The 16,357-nt window shown below is 68.2% G+C and carries 19 protein-coding genes and 2 tRNA genes; 7 read left to right on the top strand and 14 right to left on the bottom strand.

Annotated features, from left to right (window positions below; genetic code table 11):
- Positions 1-11: 11 nt before the first annotated feature.
- From EEW87_RS11950 to EEW87_RS11940, 3 genes are read right to left on the bottom strand one after another with little or no spacing between them, the layout of a single operon-like run.
- Positions 12-1,079, bottom strand: coding sequence for a YihY/virulence factor BrkB family protein (locus tag EEW87_RS11950; RefSeq protein ID WP_240341592.1), 1,068 nt, complete (start codon positions 1,077-1,079; stop codon positions 12-14).
- Between the two features lie 24 nt (positions 1,080-1,103).
- Complete coding sequence (locus EEW87_RS11945) at positions 1,104-1,760, bottom strand: aminodeoxychorismate/anthranilate synthase component II (protein WP_123093214.1); 657 nt, start codon at positions 1,758-1,760, stop codon at positions 1,104-1,106.
- Between the two features lie 19 nt (positions 1,761-1,779).
- The gene (locus EEW87_RS11940; protein ID WP_123093215.1) at positions 1,780-2,568 is read right to left on the bottom strand and encodes a DUF881 domain-containing protein; all 789 of its coding nucleotides are present in this window, start codon (positions 2,566-2,568) and stop codon (positions 1,780-1,782) included.
- Positions 2,569-2,666: 98 nt separating this feature from the next.
- Between EEW87_RS11940 and EEW87_RS11935 the strand changes: the two genes are divergently transcribed.
- Positions 2,667-3,017, top strand: a complete 351-nt coding sequence (locus tag EEW87_RS11935) for a cell division protein CrgA (protein ID WP_123093216.1) — start codon at positions 2,667-2,669, stop codon at positions 3,015-3,017.
- Between the two features lie 329 nt (positions 3,018-3,346).
- Here EEW87_RS11935 and EEW87_RS11930 read toward each other — a convergent pair whose 3' ends face one another.
- Both EEW87_RS11930 and EEW87_RS11925 read right to left on the bottom strand, forming a co-directional pair.
- On the bottom strand, positions 3,347-4,210 hold the full coding sequence (locus tag EEW87_RS11930) for a rhomboid family intramembrane serine protease (RefSeq protein ID WP_123093217.1): 864 nt from the start codon (positions 4,208-4,210) through the stop codon (positions 3,347-3,349).
- 24 nt (positions 4,211-4,234) lie between these two features.
- Entirely contained in the window at positions 4,235-4,753 is a 519-nt protein-coding gene (locus EEW87_RS11925; protein ID WP_123093218.1) for a peptidylprolyl isomerase, read from the bottom strand.
- Between the two features lie 145 nt (positions 4,754-4,898).
- On the opposite strand from EEW87_RS11925, the gene EEW87_RS11920 reads away from it, so the two are divergent.
- A complete protein-coding gene (locus EEW87_RS11920; RefSeq protein ID WP_123093219.1) occupies positions 4,899-6,023 on the top strand; it encodes a hypothetical protein in 1,125 nt (374 codons plus the stop codon).
- Between the two features lie 263 nt (positions 6,024-6,286).
- On the opposite strand, the gene EEW87_RS11915 is transcribed toward EEW87_RS11920, so the two are convergent.
- Positions 6,287-6,661 carry a PH domain-containing protein gene (locus EEW87_RS11915; RefSeq protein WP_123093220.1) on the bottom strand — a complete coding sequence of 125 codons (375 nt, stop codon included), beginning with the start codon at positions 6,659-6,661 and terminating at the stop codon, positions 6,287-6,289.
- A 176-nt stretch (positions 6,662-6,837) separates the two neighbouring features.
- Here EEW87_RS11915 and EEW87_RS11910 point away from each other — a divergent pair, with 176 nt between their 5' ends.
- From EEW87_RS11910 to EEW87_RS11895, 4 genes are all read left to right on the top strand, one after another.
- Positions 6,838-7,638 carry a DUF4397 domain-containing protein gene (locus EEW87_RS11910; protein ID WP_123093221.1) on the top strand — a complete coding sequence of 267 codons (801 nt, stop codon included), beginning with the start codon at positions 6,838-6,840 and terminating at the stop codon, positions 7,636-7,638.
- 35 nt (positions 7,639-7,673) lie between these two features.
- The gene (locus tag EEW87_RS11905) at positions 7,674-8,381 is read left to right on the top strand and encodes a class F sortase (protein WP_163562446.1); all 708 of its coding nucleotides are present in this window, start codon (positions 7,674-7,676) and stop codon (positions 8,379-8,381) included.
- 64 nt (positions 8,382-8,445) lie between these two features.
- Complete coding sequence (locus EEW87_RS11900; protein WP_123093223.1) at positions 8,446-8,970, top strand: RNA polymerase sigma factor; 525 nt, start codon at positions 8,446-8,448, stop codon at positions 8,968-8,970.
- Entirely contained in the window at positions 8,963-9,784 is an 822-nt protein-coding gene (locus EEW87_RS11895) for an anti-sigma factor (RefSeq protein ID WP_123093224.1), read from the top strand. The genes EEW87_RS11900 and EEW87_RS11895 overlap by 8 nt, the downstream gene beginning before the upstream one ends.
- A 14-nt stretch (positions 9,785-9,798) precedes the next feature.
- Here the strand turns inward: EEW87_RS11895 and EEW87_RS11890 are convergent, their stop codons facing one another.
- From EEW87_RS11890 to EEW87_RS11870, 5 genes are all read right to left on the bottom strand, one after another.
- Positions 9,799-10,161 carry a tRNA-binding protein gene (locus tag EEW87_RS11890; RefSeq protein WP_123093225.1) on the bottom strand — a complete coding sequence of 121 codons (363 nt, stop codon included), beginning with the start codon at positions 10,159-10,161 and terminating at the stop codon, positions 9,799-9,801.
- A gap of 50 nt (positions 10,162-10,211) precedes the next feature.
- Positions 10,212-11,039, bottom strand: coding sequence for an SGNH hydrolase domain-containing protein (locus EEW87_RS11885; protein ID WP_148041616.1), 828 nt, complete (start codon positions 11,037-11,039; stop codon positions 10,212-10,214).
- 89 nt (positions 11,040-11,128) lie between these two features.
- Positions 11,129-11,533, bottom strand: coding sequence for a hypothetical protein (locus EEW87_RS11880; RefSeq protein ID WP_148041617.1), 405 nt, complete (start codon positions 11,531-11,533; stop codon positions 11,129-11,131).
- A 103-nt stretch (positions 11,534-11,636) separates the two neighbouring features.
- Positions 11,637-12,845 carry a Shedu immune nuclease family protein gene (locus EEW87_RS11875; protein ID WP_163562445.1) on the bottom strand — a complete coding sequence of 403 codons (1,209 nt, stop codon included), beginning with the start codon at positions 12,843-12,845 and terminating at the stop codon, positions 11,637-11,639.
- A gap of 116 nt (positions 12,846-12,961) precedes the next feature.
- Complete coding sequence (locus EEW87_RS11870) at positions 12,962-14,683, bottom strand: ATP-binding protein (protein WP_163562444.1); 1,722 nt, start codon at positions 14,681-14,683, stop codon at positions 12,962-12,964.
- 259 nt (positions 14,684-14,942) lie between these two features.
- Here EEW87_RS11870 and EEW87_RS11865 point away from each other — a divergent pair, with 259 nt between their 5' ends.
- Entirely contained in the window at positions 14,943-15,731 is a 789-nt protein-coding gene (locus EEW87_RS11865) for a protein NO VEIN domain-containing protein (protein ID WP_123093230.1), read from the top strand.
- A gap of 227 nt (positions 15,732-15,958) precedes the next feature.
- Here EEW87_RS11865 and EEW87_RS11860 read toward each other — a convergent pair.
- The 3 genes from EEW87_RS11860 to EEW87_RS11850 form a co-directional block, all read right to left on the bottom strand.
- Positions 15,959-16,031: transfer RNA gene (locus EEW87_RS11860), tRNA-Ala, on the bottom strand.
- A 24-nt stretch (positions 16,032-16,055) separates the two neighbouring features.
- Positions 16,056-16,238 carry a DLW-39 family protein gene (locus EEW87_RS11855; RefSeq protein WP_068270957.1) on the bottom strand — a complete coding sequence of 61 codons (183 nt, stop codon included), beginning with the start codon at positions 16,236-16,238 and terminating at the stop codon, positions 16,056-16,058.
- 39 nt (positions 16,239-16,277) lie between these two features.
- Positions 16,278-16,351, bottom strand: a tRNA-Ile gene (locus tag EEW87_RS11850).
- Between the last annotated feature and the right edge of the window lie 6 nt (positions 16,352-16,357).

Here is a 16,357-nt window from a genome sequence, read left to right as displayed (position 1 = left end):
GTACCCGCCGGTCAGGACGCGGTCGAAGGGGGAGCCTCGGCTCCCCCTTCGTCGTCCTCCGGGACGTCGGGGCGTGGCCGCTCGAAGCTCACGGAGATCTTCTCGAAGCCCTTGAGCCGCTGCGCCCGGGCCTGCCCGCGGTAGGCGCGGCGGTCGGCGTCGGTGAGCTCGACGTCGTCGGTGAAGATCGTGAGGAGCGCGCGCGGCCACAGCCGCTCGGCGAGCACGACGTTGATTTCGACGCACAGCAGGATGACCACGGCGTTGCTGTAGATGAAGATCAGCAGGCCGAGGACGATCGCGAAGACCGAGCTGACGTTGCTCGCGCGGCTGACGACCGTGCCGACGTAGAGCACGCCGACGTTCTGCAGAAGCAGGAAGAGGATCGAGGCGATGACCGCGCCCGGCAGCACCTGGCGCGGCGTGGGGGCGCGGGTCGTCGAGATGATGAAGAGGAAGGTGAAGACGCCGGCGTTGAGCACGACCGACCCGAGGTCGACCGCCAGGCTCTGCCAGGCGCCGACGACGAGCCTGTTCGCCACCTGCGTGAGCACGCTCGTCGCGACGACCGCCAGCCCCGCGGTGAGGATGATCATCAGCCCGCGGGCGCGCGAGACGAAGGGGTTGGGCCGCGAGTTGCGCGGGACCATCCACGCGGTGTTCATCGCGTACTGGAGCGCCTGGGCCACGCCGAGCCCGCCGTAGATCGCGGCGACCGAGCCGATGATGACGCCGAGCGTGCCGCCGCCGAGGGTGCCGGTCTGGCGCAGCTCGTCGCCGACGATGGGGAACTCCGACAGCGCCGAGTCGAGGATGCGCTGCTGCCACTGCGGGTGACCCTCGAGGACGATGCCGAGCAGGGTCGACAGGAGCAGCAGCAGGGGGAAGAGCGAGAGGAAGCCGTAGTAGGTGATGAGCGCGGCGAGGTAGCCGCCGAAGTCGTCGAAGAACTTGTAGACGACGGCGATCGGCATGCCGAGGACCGGGTGCTCGCGCTGGAAGCGGTCGACCGGGCCGACCCGGGGCCGCGCGTCCTCTCCCCCGCCCTGCCCGCTCTCGCTGCCCTGCTGCGTCGTCACCCCCGCGCTCACGGTCGGTGCGCCCTAGCCCGCGGCGACCATGCGGGCGACGCCCTCGGCGTCGCGCACGAGGGGGCTGAGCCCCTCGGAGCGGGCGACCGTGCCCTCGTCGCCGAGCAGCTCGAGCCAGTTGGCGAGGATGCGGTGACCGCCCTGGGTGAGGACGGACTCGGGGTGGAACTGCACACCGTGCAGGGGCAGGTCGCGGTGGTGCGCGGCCATGACGATGCCGCTCGCGGTGCGCCCGTTGGGGACGAGGGTGTCCGGGATCGTCTCGGGCTCGATCGTCAGCGAGTGGTAGCGGGTGGCGGTGAAGGGCGCGGGCAGCCCGGCGAGGACACCGGTGCCGTCGTGCTCGACCTGGCTCGTCTTGCCGTGGAGCAGCTCGGGCGCGCGACCGACGGTGGCGCCGCACACGACGCCGAGCGCCTGGTGGCCCAGGCACACGCCGAGCATCGGCTGGGCGCGCTCGGCGCAGGCCTCGATCATCGCCATCGAGACACCGGCCTGCTCGGGGGTGCCGGGCCCCGGCGAGACGAGCACGCCGTCGAAGTCGGCGCCGTCGGCGGGGCTCACGGCGTCGTTGCGCACGACGGTCGTCTGCGCGCCGAGCTGCTGGAGGTAGCCGACGATGGTGAAGACGAAGCTGTCGTAGTTGTCGACGACGAGGACGGTGCTCACACGTGCAGTATGCCTGCGATCAGCGCGCGGCCCGGGCGTGCGCCAGCTGGCTCTGCCCGGCGTAGGCGGGCAGCGTCGTCTCCTCGCTCGACGTCACCTCGTAGCCCAGACCGATCTGGTCGACGTACTCGCGGTAGATGCTCACCGTCGGGTCCTCGTCGAGCGAGGCCCGCAGGGCGTCGCGGTCGCCGATCGCGGTGATGACGAAGGGGGGCGAGTACACCCGGCCCTGGAGGATGAGGGTGTTGCCGACGCAGCGCACGGCGCTCGTGGAGATGATCCGCTGGTCCTGGATCATCATCGCCTCGGCCCCGCCGCGCCACAGCGCGTTGACCACACCCTGCACGTCCTGCTGGTGCACGACGACGTCGTCGACGTCGAAGCCCTCGGGGATCTGGTCGGCGTCCAGCGGCGCGTCGTCGAGGCTCACCGAGACCGACGGCCCGCGGACCTCCTCGAAGCCGGCCTTCGGCGCGGCGTTGGCCGTGTCGCGGCTGATCCGGTCGATCTCCTGGTTGCCCGGCGAGCGCTCCTTCGTCAGCGCGGTGACGGTCGAGCGCAGCTCCTCGGCGCGCCGGGCCTTCACGGCGTTGTCGTGGGTGCGCTCACGGATGAGCGCGGGCAGCGTCGTCACCTCCGAGCGCAGGTCTCCGCCGCGCGCGGTCGTGCCGGAGACCGAGAAGAGCAGCCCGGCGCACAGGGCGATGACGGGCACTCCTGCCGACCACCGGGTGGGCCGGTGGTCGAGGTACCAGCGCACCAGACGACGCGGTCCGTGCGGACGGCTCGGGGCTTCGTGCTCCCCCATGGCGGGCACCTCCCTTCGTCACCGGTGCTCAGACCTCTACGCTAAGGCACTGACCCGGCGCGTCCGCGCGCCTCCCCGTGACGAGGAGCACTGACGACGTGGCGCCGTCGAAGAAGAACGAGGACGAGCTCGAGCAGACCGAGAAGGTCGCGAGCACCAGCACGAGCGCGGGCAAGCGCTCGGGCGACCCCCGGCGCCGTGCGGAGGCGGAGGCGGAGGCCGACAAGCCCGTCAAGGCCAAGCGCGAGAAGGTCAAGGCGCAGAAGATCGGCAACCCCAGCTGGTACGTGCCGGTGATGCTCGGCCTGATGATCCTCGGGCTCATCTGGGTCGTCACCTTCTACATCACCCAGCAGGAGTACCCCGTCGCCGCGTGGGGCCAGTGGAACCTCGGCGCCGGCTTCGCGCTGATGATGGCGGGCTTCGTCATGACGACCCGCTGGAAGTAGCCCCGGCCGCCTCAGCTTTCCCGCCCAGGGCGGGAACATTCGACCTCGGGCAAGAACATTTCTTTCCCGAGGTCGAGCTTTCCCGCCCAGGGCGGGAAAGCTGGGACTGGCGCACCGCCCGATCGTCTCGTCTGGCCCTCTCTAGCATTCGCGCTAGAGGGGGCCAGATGCGTTCATCGACAGGTCGCGACGTCCCCGCCACCCACAGCCCTGTGGACAACTCCACCCGGCCTGTGTGTGGAGATCGGGGTTTGTCCACAGGCTTGTGCACACCTGGGGATGAATGACACGCGTGTAAGACGGGCGAAGGGGGCCCGCGGTCACCGGTGTCAGGCGATGGGGATGACGACGGCGGGCGCGAGGATGACGTACTTGACGACGAAGAGCGCAAGAGTCAGGCCCGCGACGGCGCCGAGGGTGCCCCACGCGATGGCCGGTGCGCGGCGCTGACGGGCGAGCGCGAAGCCGGCCGCGATGGCGGCGCCGGCAATCAGCCCGCCGAGGTGGGCCTGCCAGGCGACGTTGGGGATGACGAAGCCGAGGACGGCGTTGATGGCGATCGTGCCGACCATCGCCGAGGAGTCCCGGCCGAGGTGGCGCTGCAGCACGACGAGCGCACCGAAGAGGCCGAAGACCGCGCCGGAGGCGCCGACGACGCCCTGGGTGGAGCCGACCGGCTGGAAGAGCAGGTAGGTCACCGAGCCCGCGAGCGCGGAGACGAGGTAGAGCCCGAGGAAGCGGGCGCGCCCGAGCAGGCCCTCGAGGTATGGCCCGACGAACCACAGCGCCATCATGTTGAAGACGATGTGGAAGATCTGCGAGGGCGAGTGCAGGAAGGCCGAGGTCAGCAGGCGCCACGGCTGGTCGACGGCGAGGAAGGCCGCGAGGGCCCCTTCGCCGTAGACCTGCGGGGTCGCGAGCTCGCCGAGGTAGACGAGCACGCAGATCGCGACGATCACCCGGGTGAGGTAGGGGGTGTCGCTGCGCGAGGCCCGGCCGCCGAGCGGCGTGAGCGTCGGTCGGTCGGCGCGGGCGGCCTCGCGCACGCAGTCGACGCACTGCACGCCGACCGCTGCGGGGCGCTGGCAGTCCGAGCACGCCGGCCTGCCGCACCGCTGGCAGCGGACGTAGCTGACCCGGTCAGGGTGACGGGGGCAGGTCGGCGGGGGCCCGGAGATGGGCTGCTCGGACATGCGCAGCGCGAAGGGGGAGAGCCGTCAGTCGACGATCTCGACGGACTCCATGACGACCGGCTCGGCCGGCTTGTCGTTGGCGCCCGTACGGACCGCGGCGATCTTGTCGACGACCTCGCGGCTCGGGCCGTCGGCGACCTCGCCGAAGACCGTGTGCTTGCCGTAGAGGAACTGCGTCGGCGCGACGGTGATGAAGAACTGGCTGCCGTTGGTGCCCTTGCCCATGCGCTTGCCGGCGTTGGCCATGGCGAGCTGGTAGGGCTTGTCGAAGGTGTGCTCGGGGTGGGGCTCGTCGTCGAAGGTGTAGCCCGGGCCGCCGAAGCCCTCGCCGAGGGGGTCGCCGCCCTGGATCATGAAGCCGGAGATGATCCGGTGGAAGACCAGGCCGTCGTAGAAGGGCGTCGGGTTGGTGCGGCCCGCGTCGTCCTTGTACTCCTTCGTCCCCTTCGCGAGGCCGACGAAGCTGTCGACGGTCTTCGGAGCGATGTCCGGGAAGAGCTCGATGGTGATGTCGCCGTGGTTGGTGTGGAGGATCGCCTGCATGTGGCGAGTTTGGCACAGCGACCCGTGCGTGCGGTGAGAGCCCCGGATTCCCTGGACGCCGACGGCATATCGCCAGGCGATCCGGGGCAGGATGGGTCGCAAGCACCACGCACGAAGCACCACCCACGACATTCGAGGAGGACCGGTGTTCCGCACGGAGAGCAAGGTCGAGAAGGGCCGCGTCGCCGCCCACGAGGGCGCCGAGTCGGGTGTGGCCAAGATCCACACCCTCATCGACAAGGTCGCCGAGGGCGCCGAGACCGGCTCGGACCGGGCGGCAGGGCTCGGCGCAGCAGCGAGCGCGAAGAGCGCCGACCTGCGCGCCCAGGCCGCCGACGCGAGCAAGGACGTCCGCAAGGACGCGAAGAAGACCGGCAAGCAGCTGCGCAAGGACGCCTCGAAGAGCACCAAGCAGCTGCGCAAGGACGCGAAGAAGGCCGGCAAGCGTGCCGGTGACGGCGCCCACGACCTGCGCGACACGATCGTCGACGACGTCCTGCCGAAGGTCGTCGCCACCGCGACGGGCCTGGCCGCCACCGGCGCCGCGACGACGAAGTCGGTCGCGGACGAGGCGGGCAAGCGCGCTCCCGAGGCCTTCCACGCGCTCAAGGACGACCACGACACCCACGCCGCGCTCGCCGCGATCAAGGGCGAGACCCGCCGCTCGGGCCGCAGCTGGAAGGTCCTGCTGCTGGCGCTCGTCGCCGGTGGTGTCGCCTTCTACGTCGCGAAGAAGCAGCAGAAGCCGAAGAAGGACCCGTGGGCCGTGCCCGCCGGTGATCCGTACAAGGCCCCCGACACCGGGCGCGCCTCAAGCGTCACCCCGGCCGCCCCGGTGACCGACGGCGCCGCGGCGACGAGCCAGACGCCGATCGCCGACGAGGTCGTCGCGGACGAGGTCGTCTCGACCGACGACGTGCCGGTCGCGGGCTCCGCGGCCCCCTCGCTCGACGCCGGTGACGGCCCCGTCCTCGGTGAGGGCGACACGACCCACGCCGCGATGACCGGCCACCCGGACGGCGTCGACGACCAGGGCGTTCCCTCCACGAGCACCTCGGCCTCCACGGGCTCGGGCGACACCGGTCTCGGCGAGACCCGCCCGCTGTCCAACGAGGAGATCGACGAGCTCGCCTCCGACGACCCCACCCAGGCCCACGTCGGCTCCCCCGACGAGACCGCTCAGACCAACGGCGAGGGCGGCGACGCCTGGAGCAGCGCCCGCGACTGGGCTGACGACGGCCAGAACCCCGACGACAAGCGGGGCTGCTGACCCAGCACGACCCATGACGAAGGGGTGGCCACGGCAACAGCCGTGACCACCCCTTCGTCGTGTCTTGGGGTGGTCGAGGTGCGAGCGCCAGCCCGGTCGCTGGTCGAGGTGCGAGCGTCAGCGAGCCTCGAGACCACCGCACCCAGACTCACCGGGTCTCGAGGCTCAGGCCCTGGCGGGCCTTCACACCTCAGCCACCAAAGGCCCCGTCGCTGGTCGAGGTGCGAGCGCCAGCGAGCCTCGAGACCACCGAGCCGCGTGAATCAGCTCGCGCCGAGCACCGCCCAGGCGATCAGCTGGTCGAGGCGACGGATGTCGATCTTCTTGTCCAGCTTGATCTTGATGTGTCCTGCACGCGTCCACATCTCCAGCTCGGAGTTGAAGTCGAACATGCCCCCGGCGTTCTCAGAGGACCACATGTCGATGCGGCTGTAGGGCAGCGAGTAGACCTCGACCTTCTTCCCCTTCAGCCCTTGGGCGTCCCGGACGATGAGGCGCTTCGTCGTGAAGATGGCCGAGTCACGGAAGGTCTTGTAGGCAGCGACTGCCTGCTCACCTTCGACGAGGAGCGACAGGACGTCCTGCGGGATGGGGATCTCTTCGATGAGCGTCCACGAGGTGATGGCTGCGGTTTCCATGGTCCGCACCCTCCCACCTGAACCATGGTCCGCGACCTGAGATCGAAAAATCTTCAAAAAAGTTCTCGGACAGCTGCATCCGACCCCGCCTCTCCGCGGGAAGTACGAGATGACAGGACGCACAAGGCGTCCTCACTCGAAGGAGAGGTAATCCAATGTCTGCCACCACTCGCGCCATGGGAGTCACCGCAGCGATGGCCCTCGTCGGGCTCTCCGCCGCCGCGCCGGCACACGCCGCCGACGACGCGCACGTCTCGATCCTCCACGCCGTGCCCGGCGCCACCGTCGACGTCTACGTCAACGGCGACGCCCTGCTCACCGACTTCAAGCCCGGCACCCTCACCGACCCGCAGGCCCTGCCCGAGGGTCAGTACGACCTCAAGGTGACCGCCGCGGGCGCCGGTGCCGACGGCGACGCGATCGTCGAGGCCAACGACGTCGACGTCCCCGCCGGTGCGAACATCACCGTCGTCGCCCACCTCGACGCCGACGACCAGCCGGCGCTCACCCCCTTCGTCAACGACACCAGCGCGATCGACGCCGGCAAGGCGCGCCTCACCGTGCGCCACACGGCCGCCGCCCCCGCGGTGGACGTCCGCGCCAACGAGGAGGTCGTGTTCTCGAACCTCACCAACCCCAACGAGGAGAGCGCTGACGTCGCGGCCGGCACGGTCTCGGCAGACGTCGTCCTCGCGGGCACGGACACCGTGGCGATCGGCCCGGCGGACCTCAACCTCGGTGAGGGCACCAACACCATCGTCTACGCGTGGGGCAGCGCGAAGGACAAGAACCTCAAGCTGGCCACCCAGTCGATCTCGGGCATGCACTCCTCCCCCAACGGGGTCCCGAGCGGTTCGGGCGGTCAGGTCGCGGCGGCTGACGAGACCGGTCGCTACGCGATGGCCACCCTGGGCGCACTCGCGGCCGGCGGTCTGGTCTTCTTCGCGGGTCGCCGCAAGTCCCGGGTCCAGGCCTGATCCTGATGACCCGGGCGCGGCACCCACGAGGGCAGGTGATCGGTCTCGCCGCCGTCACCGCGCTCCTCGTGGGTGCCGTCCTGCTCTTCCTCACCCGCCCGTCGGCCGACGACGCCGGCACCGTGGACGCGGCCCTGTCGGGGCCGTCGGCGACGGGCGGGTCGAGCAGCACCTCGAGCACTGCTCCCTCACCGACGTCCTCCGAGACGTCGCCCTCACCGGGCTCGACGAAGGCTGCGAAGGCTCCCCGGACCGCCGTTGCCACGGCGCCCGCCACCCCTTCGGCCGCCCCTCCCGCACCCACCTCGGTGAGCGTGCCCGAGCTCGACGCGACGCTCCCGGTCCGCCCGGTCGGCGTCGACACGACCGGGGCGATGAGCATCCCCGAGGACCCGAGGCAGGCGGGCTGGTACAAGTTCGGGTCCGCCCCCGGGCAGGACGGCGCGACGGTCATCACCGCGCACGTCGACACCAAGGAGCTCGGACCCGGGCCGTTGGCCCGTCTCGACACCCTCTCGAAGGGGGATGCCGTCACCGTGAGGACCTCGGCCGGGACGACCACCTACCGCGTGCGTGAGGTCGTGCTCGCCCGCAAGACCGAGCTCGACCTCGACGCCCTCTTCCGCCGCTCCGGACGGCCCGCGCTGCACCTCGTGACGTGCGGGGGAGCCTTCGACCCGAAGACCGGGCACTACGAGGACAACGTCGTGGCGATCGCCGACCCCGCCACGGGGCGTGAATAGGATCGGCGATGTGCCACCGACCACGCCTTCGCACCGGGACCTCGCTCCCGAGGAGCGTGAAGCCATGGCCGTGCAGCTGAGCGAGGGGCAGCCGTCGGCGATCGAGGCGGCCTACCAGCACTACTCGCACCTGATCTACACGATCGCGCTCCGGGCGCTCGGCGACCGCCAGGACGCGGAGGACGTGACGCAGCAGGTCTTCCTCGCCGCGTGGCGCGGTGCGCAGAACCTGCGCCCGTCCCCCACCGCCCTGCCCGGCTGGCTCGTCGGCATCGCCCGGCACAAGATCGCCGACGTGCTGCAGGCCCGGGGCCAGGAGTCGCGGCGGCTGCGCGCCGTCGCCGACGAGACGGGTCGGATCGGTCCCGCACCGGCGCGAGATCATGCCCTGGAGATCGCGATCATCGCCGAGCTCGAGGCGATGGGCGACCCGCGGGGTCCGATCCTGCGGATGACGATCATGGAAGGGCTGAGCCACAGCGACGTCGCCGACCGGCTCGACCTGCCGCTCGGGACCGTGAAGAGTCATGCCAGACGAGGGCTGATCCACCTACGACAGGTGCTCAAGGAGGTGCGAGACGATGACTGAGACCATGCGATGGACCGATGGCCACCCGGACGAGGAGGCCCTGGCCGACCATGCCTTCGACGTGCGCGACGGTCTGCCGGGTGACCCGGACGTCGTCGCGCACGTCGCCGGGTGCGCGCAGTGCTCGGCCGACCTCGCCGAGCTGAGCGACCTGGCGCGTGGCCGCGTGCCGGGCGAAGGGGGACCCCTCGCCCGCGCGGTCGACGACCGGGGCGAGATCGCCTGGCAGTACCCCGACGAGCGGGTGTGGGACGCGATCGCCGCGGAAATGGGCAGGCCCGTGCTGACGGTGGTCGGCGAGGAGCGGCCGGCCCGTGCCGTGCCGGCCCCGGCCGACCGGGCGGGCGACGGCCCGACACCTGCGGCAGAGCGGTCCGCCGGGGGCTTCAGCCTGCGACGTACCGTGCCGTGGCTCGCCGGCGTCGCCGCGCTCGTCGTCGGCCTCGCCCTCGGGCGCGGCATCGGCGACCCCAGCCCCGAGGTCACCGAGGTGGCCCGGCTCAGCACGGTCGACGACGCGAAGGACGCGCGCGGCCAGGCCGAGCTCGTGCGCGCCGGCGACGGCCTGCAGCTGCGTGTGCAGCCGCAGTCGTTGCCCAAGGGGCCCGGCTACCTCGAGGTGTGGCTGCTCAACACCGACGGGTCGCGGATGGTGTCGGTCGGTGTCCTCGACGGTGACTCGCCCCAGGACTACACGGTGACGCAGGACCTCATCGACGAGGGCTACACGGTCGTGGACATCTCGCGCGAAGCCTTCGACGACAAGCCGGAGCACTCCGGCGACTCGCTGGCCCGAGGGACCCTCGGGGCCTGAGGTTCGCTGGCGGGTCAGGCGAGCCGGCTGCCGTCGGGCACTGTGCTGGCTGTCGTCGCGAGGACGATGCGGCCCTCGGCGTCGGGGGCCCCGGTCACGAGGACCTCGGACACGACCCCCGCGATGCGCTTCGGAGGGAAGTTGACCACGCACAGCACCTGCCGACCGACGAGGTCCTCGGGCTCGTAGAGCTCGGTGATCTGCGCGCTGGAGGTCTTCGTGCCCAGCGGGCCGAGGTCGACCTGGAGGACGTAGGCCGGCTTGCGGGCCCGGGCGTTCGTCTCGGCCGACGTGATGGTGCCGACCCGTAGGTCGACCCGCTCGAAGGTCGCCCAGTCGAGGGGCTCTGTGGCTTCTGCGTCCTGGGGCTCGTCCACGGGGTGATGCTCGCACGCGGCGCTCGGCGCGACCGATCGGGCTGGGCTCGTCAGCGGGTGAGCGCTGCGAGCCGCCCGGCGAGGATCTCACGCGACCAGGTGGCGGTGAGGTGGTTGGAGACGCCGCGGTAGATCTGGACCGGCCCGTCGGCCCCCGTGTGGACCGGCGAGTAGGTCGGGCCCGACCCGCGAGCGGCGAGGGGCTTGAGGTCGAGGACGGAGATGCGCGGGCTGGCCTGCCGGGCGGCGATGAGCGTCGCGGTCCGTCCGGCGTCCGCGTCGGTGAGGCGGAAGCGGCAGCGGGTCGTCGGGCTGCTCGACGCGACGACGCACGAAGGGAGCGTCGCGACGTCTGCGGGCAGCGGCGACGCCGTGACGAGGTGCACGGTCGCGCCGTCGGCTCGCAACCGCCACACGGTCGACCGGATCTGGGTGCTCGTGCCGAGCCCTCGCCCGGCGAGCACCACGATCGGCCGTCGCCCGTCGCGGGCCTCGGCCCGGATCTGGTTGCGCACCCGCGCAGACCAACGGCCCGAAGGGGAGTCGCCTGCCGGTAGTCGGAAGATCCCCCCGGACTTCGTGCGGGGGAGCAGGGCGCGGTGCTGGCCCGCGGTCGACCGGCGCAGACCATCGGCCAGCTGGCCGGCCATCGAGTCGCCGACGAGGAAGACCGGCCGCCCGTACCCGTAGCGACGCGTCGTCGGCACCTCGCGCGACCCGGTGAGGTGGTCGCCGGTGTCGTAGTGGAAGGGCTCGTCGAGCTGCGTGGCGCGCACGGTCGAGGGGTCGACACCGTCGGCCGACGCTGCGGGTGGAGCAACGACAAGGAGCGAGGCCGCGATGAGTGCGGGCGCGACGAGCAGACGGGCGGCAGGCATGCTCAGCATGGTCCTCCCACCCGGCCGATCCCTCCACCGATGATCGTCGGGCGTCCCCCTTCGTCACGGCCGGCATGGACTCTCGACCGCTACAAACCCGGCGGCAGACGCACTGGGTCGTGGCCATCCCCCAGGACAGCCCGCCCGTCCTCGTCAACGCCGACCTCCACGACAGCGTCGGCCTCCCTCTCCCACCGCCACCGCTGCGTCAGCCGCCAGTCGACGGTGGCGACGACCGCGCACATCCTCTGGCGACTCAGCCGTCGCAGGCCCATCGGCGAGACGTCGAGGGTCAGAGCCTGGTCAACACCCGTCGCTTCCTCGACACCCGCGACGTCGTCGACCAGCCACAGGTCGACCACTGCCGGCGGACGCGAGGTGCCCGGGACGGGCAGGTCATCGAGCCCACGGACCACCAACGAGCCGCCGGCACTCGCCATCTCGCCCAGCATCTTGCTTGCGTCGACCTCACGGTCGCTGGCAAGACTCGTCACCGCCCGACGGCCGACCATCGCCGCCCGCAGACGAAACGCCGGCGGAGCCAGCGCATTATTATCCTGGAGGCTTATTCATCAGTTGCGTCTAGCCGGCTGGTCTTTACTCAGCTTCTGCCTCGAGGAGATGCAGGGTCCACCGCGCCCGCGCGAGCACCTCGTCATACGTCAGCACCTCGGGATAGGAGAGGTGGCGTCTGTACAACTCGAACGACCGCACCTTGTCGCGGTGTAGTTGGTCGCCGCGCATCAGAGACGACAGGCGCCCGACTACCACGTACGACCGCGGGACCCCTGCGTACACCGCCTCACCGGTGTCGAAGCCATCGTCGTCGCGTGCGGTCAACCATGTGCCCAGGTCATCGCGCGCTCGCTCTGCGGTGATATGCGCCTGAGCGACACCTCCCGACACCTCTCGTGATGGCACCCAGCAACCGGCGCGGTAGCTGTCTCGTTCGAGTAGGGGATCGCCTGGCAACTTGATCTCAGCCAGCACCAATGATCGGACGGCCCCGCTAGTTGTGAGCATGGCGTCGACACGCTTGCCGAAGTCGGCAACAGTCGACCCGGCCACTGCCCTTTCGAGCTTCTGCCCATCCCAGGACGTGAAAAGATGGCCGGACAACCCCACGCCGAGAATCCAGGGATTCCCCTCAAAGAAGCGTTGCCAGACGGCCTCCCGGCCGCCGCCGTCCCGCGCACGCTCGAACTCGTCAGGGTCATCGAGGAGAATTTCGAAGCGTTTGAGGGCTTCCTTTCGCGCGGCAATGGCGACCACGTCGGTAGCCGTGACATCCGCCTTGATCATCTCCACGAAGCCCTCAGGATCGCGGTCGTAGGCAGCAGACAGCGCCTTGGGGTCCGCCATGACGGCCGCGAGGAGGTCATCATCGAGCTTCAGCGTCTCGCTGCCGGAGGGATCGATGCCCTTGAGCGCGTAGCACAGTTCGATCAGACGGCCTGCCGCATCCTCGTCGAGCGTCAGGAGGTTCTCCAGGTGGGCGTCTCGATTGGCTCTTCCCATGACGCGCTCGAAGCGCAACTCGGCCACTCGCCCGCGCTCGCGAACGACCCGGGCTTTAACTTGCACTCGTCCGGCGGGGCTCTGTCGCAAGGTCACCTCTTCCTCGTCTCCGCTCCCCATGGAAGCACAGTCCGCGTCCTCACTGATGATCTGCCAGATGGTTCTAGTGGGAGCGCCGATGTCACTGTGCGATCCGAACTGCAGCGAGAACGACTTCCCGATAGTTGTGCGACCCAGGTTTCGTAATGTTGCAAAGTCAGCTTCGGTTTCTGGCTCGGGCAGCGTCAACCTGCTCCACCCAACCATGCGAGTCCCCCATCCGCGCCCACCCTTACGCCCGGCCCAGTCTGCCCGCCTGTTGCTCCAAGCTGAGTCCCCCGACGTTGCGTCTTCACCAGTCCTACCTACAGGATATTTTCGAGCACTATTACGGGTCGAGTATTGGTGCCCCACTTAAGCTCCCAACCGCCGGACGCGTTCTGAATGAGCGCAACAGGAACCTGCGAGCCATTCGTCCCCCAAGGTGCATTTTGACTGGTACCCAAGGTCATCGTGCCCAGAGACCACACCACGACCAGGTCGTAGGAGTTCATCGGGTGCTGATGCTTGAAAAGGTTCGCGAGAAGCGTCTCAACCTCGACTAGCAAAACCTTGCCCGTCGTGTCCTCCACGAGGACATCCGTGGAGGCATCGATGTACTGCCCGAAACGATCGATGGGTGACAGCTCAGTCTTCCAATCGCCCGACTGCACCATCATGGCGAGAAGATGCGAGACGTCAGCCTCCTTCTTCGGTTGCTTCACGTAGGCGAGAGATGCTCCCGACTTTGCTACCACGACATCGAGACTCGTCGAGTAGCCAGCTTTGAGGGCCGCAGCCTGCTTCGTCTTCCTGACCGCCTCAATCGCACCTTCTTCGCCATCCTTCATGGCCCTGTACACGTTGGCTTTGGCTTGGATATTCGGCCACACTGCTGTCGAGAAGTCGTCCCAAATCCACGCGATCTCGTCGGACTCTTCATTCGTAATAACATTGCGGTCCGCGTTTAGCTGGAAAGACTGGCAGTTCAGAAATACTTTATACTCGAAGTAGTATTCACCATTCAGCAGCTCCCGTGACAAGGATGTGTCGTTCCTGAGAGGGATAAAATCCTTACAGAGGTGGACACCCATCTGGGACTTCTGTGTCCACCCTTGCTTCAGTTCGTGCCGCAGCATATCCGCCCGGACGTTCTCTCCGGCAATTATGACCGTACCGTCGTAATGAACGGTCAGCAATTTTCCTTGCACGCTGATCGTCTTACTTCGCGTGAAGTCATAAACGTCGCAAAACCTCTTCGAGTTCTGGGAAATTCCTTCGCTAACAGGCCCACCAGTAGGGCTCAGGTCAATATTCGGCATAGGATATGAACCCGGCAGCGGCCCTCGCGTGACTGTTCCGCTCGCGCCCACCACCTCCAGGGAGATCATCGGAATGACCCCAACGTTGGCCACGGAGGTGATGATGTGCGCTTTGTGGGCATGACGATTCTTCACGGTTCCCGTAGCGCACATGCTTCGTAGGTAGTGCATGACTCGATCCGAGACCTCCTGCGGATCGTTGGTCTTCTTGCCGTTGAAGCTCGTTAGGTGAACACCCGTCAGCGTGATTCGCGTCCCTTTGGAAGTCAGGCATGAGCTGTAATTCGACGGGTCGGTATCGATAGCGTAAGTAGGCATGTTGCCGGCGGCGAGCTGCATTAGCGGGTCGGTCATTGTTCCGACCTTCAGTACCGTCGGATTCGTATGGCGCCGCGACTCTACGACAATCTCCTTGGCGACGAAAGACGTCTTGGAACCCAGACCCTTCTCGCCGATCGAGGTCTGGGGGAAGTCCTTGACCGAGTCCCCGGCGTTGAAGAACGCCATCATGTGTTGGTCTTCCATACCGTTGCCGTCGTCTTGAATCACGATGTTCCACACTTCGCCACCAGCGTTAGTGAGCTTGATGTCGATATTCCGTGCTTCGGCGTCAATGCTGTTCGACACCGCTTCTCGGAGCAACTCTATCGACTGACTGGTGTTCAGCACTGCCTGACGAAGCAGGGACTCTTGGGAGACATGCGACGTGTGGGTGTTGGAACTCACGGGAACCCCCTGCTTCCGAATGACGATGCACATGAACCCTAGTCGCCCAGTTGGGCCCCCGTGGGCGTTCCGGGCGTGACGAGTTTCATGACTCGCGAGCAGAGCCGTCTCGTCGCAAGATTTCGCCGAACACGAACCCGTCGGGACAGGATCGATGATAGGAAATGACCCATGCCCACCGTTGACCTCGGGACCTTCAGTGACAGCCACGTGTCCAGTCTGAGCTGGTCAGCTATGTCGCGAGGCAAGGAGGGCCCTGGTGCCGTCTGAAAAGCAAGCCGCTACGGACGTTCTTACCAACATGCTCGGGCTGGCCCTGATCGACGTGACAGGCATCCAGCGCGGTACGGTTCCCGCACGTGTCTTTCGGGCGGCCGCAGAGCGAGCGGGCGTCGCCTACCGCAGTCGCACGGACACGACCGAAGAAATTATCCGCCTCGCCGGCCTGCCTTGGTACGCCCGCTACGACTCACGTGAAAGTGAATCTATGGGCGGAGGCAACGTCACCGCGCTGGGTCTCCGCGCGCTTGCAGAAGCGTTGGTGATTCTCGACGGTGGCGCACCGGCGACTCACGACGAAGAGGACCTATGGGAGGAGGCTGCCGAGAGCTGGATCGAACCGGGGCGCTGGACTTCGCGAGCACGTGCTCAGGGTCGGATGCTAGATGCCGAGCGGAGGCACAAGGTCGAGATGGCGGCCCAGGGCTGGCTCATGTGGATGTTCGCTCGAGATGGGTGGCACGTCGAAGACACCCACCTCATCGCCCCTTATGACGCCATCGCTAGACGGAGGCATGAGGTCGTGTATCTCGAGGCCAAGGGGACCACAACGCGCGGTGCATCCGTCATCGTCACCCGGGCAGAAGTCGCGTGGGCGCGTGAACACCCTGGTCAGTGCATACTCGGAGTCTGGTCCGGCATGATCTTTGACGACGAGGGCGAGATCAACCCGGATGTGGGCCAGAACACTATCCAGTACTGGTACCCCGAGGACGCCGATCTGGACCCGATAGGATTCGACTATCGGGTTGATTGGCCCGAGGAGTGACCTACTCAGTCGGCGTCGGCTCGGGCCCTTGCCGCCAGGACCGATCAGCCGACAATGGCGCGGCGGAGACCTACTCGCAGGTGTATTCGGCGTCGACTCGGAAGCCGCTCAGGCCGCTCGGGAGCCAGCTCAAAGAAGGGTCGTGAGGACGCCACTGCCGCAACATTCTGGGTTGCGGACGCTGTAGGCGGACTCTCCTGGGAAGCGGAAAGGGCCATGACCTGCGGTGGAGCCAAGGGGACTCGAACCCCTAACCCCCTGCTTGCAAAGCAGGTGCGCTACCAATTGCGCCATGGCCCCTGGATGTGAAGTTGTGCGACCCCGTCAGGCGCGGGAGTCGGTGGCCGCGGCCCACACGTCGCGCGGCGGGGCGGACGCGGTGCCTCCGCGCTGGCCGCCGGCGGCAGCTGCGGCGTAGAGGTCCTTCTCCGAGCGCTGCGCCTCGATCTTGCGGCGGGCGTACGCGGCTCCTGCGGCGACGGCAGCGAGGGCGAGGATCTTCTTCATCGGCTGCTCCGTGGTCGGGCATCGAAGGGGGGATTCGGGTGGGCCTAAGAGGACTTGAACCTCTGACCTCTTCCTTATCAGGGAAGCGCTCTAACCGTCTGAGCTATAGGCCCGTGTGC

Source organism: Janibacter melonis (assembly GCF_003721155.3).
Taxonomy (GTDB): domain Bacteria; phylum Actinomycetota; class Actinomycetes; order Actinomycetales; family Dermatophilaceae; genus Marihabitans; species Marihabitans melonis.
This window is presented reverse-complemented; position numbering and strand designations above follow the sequence as displayed.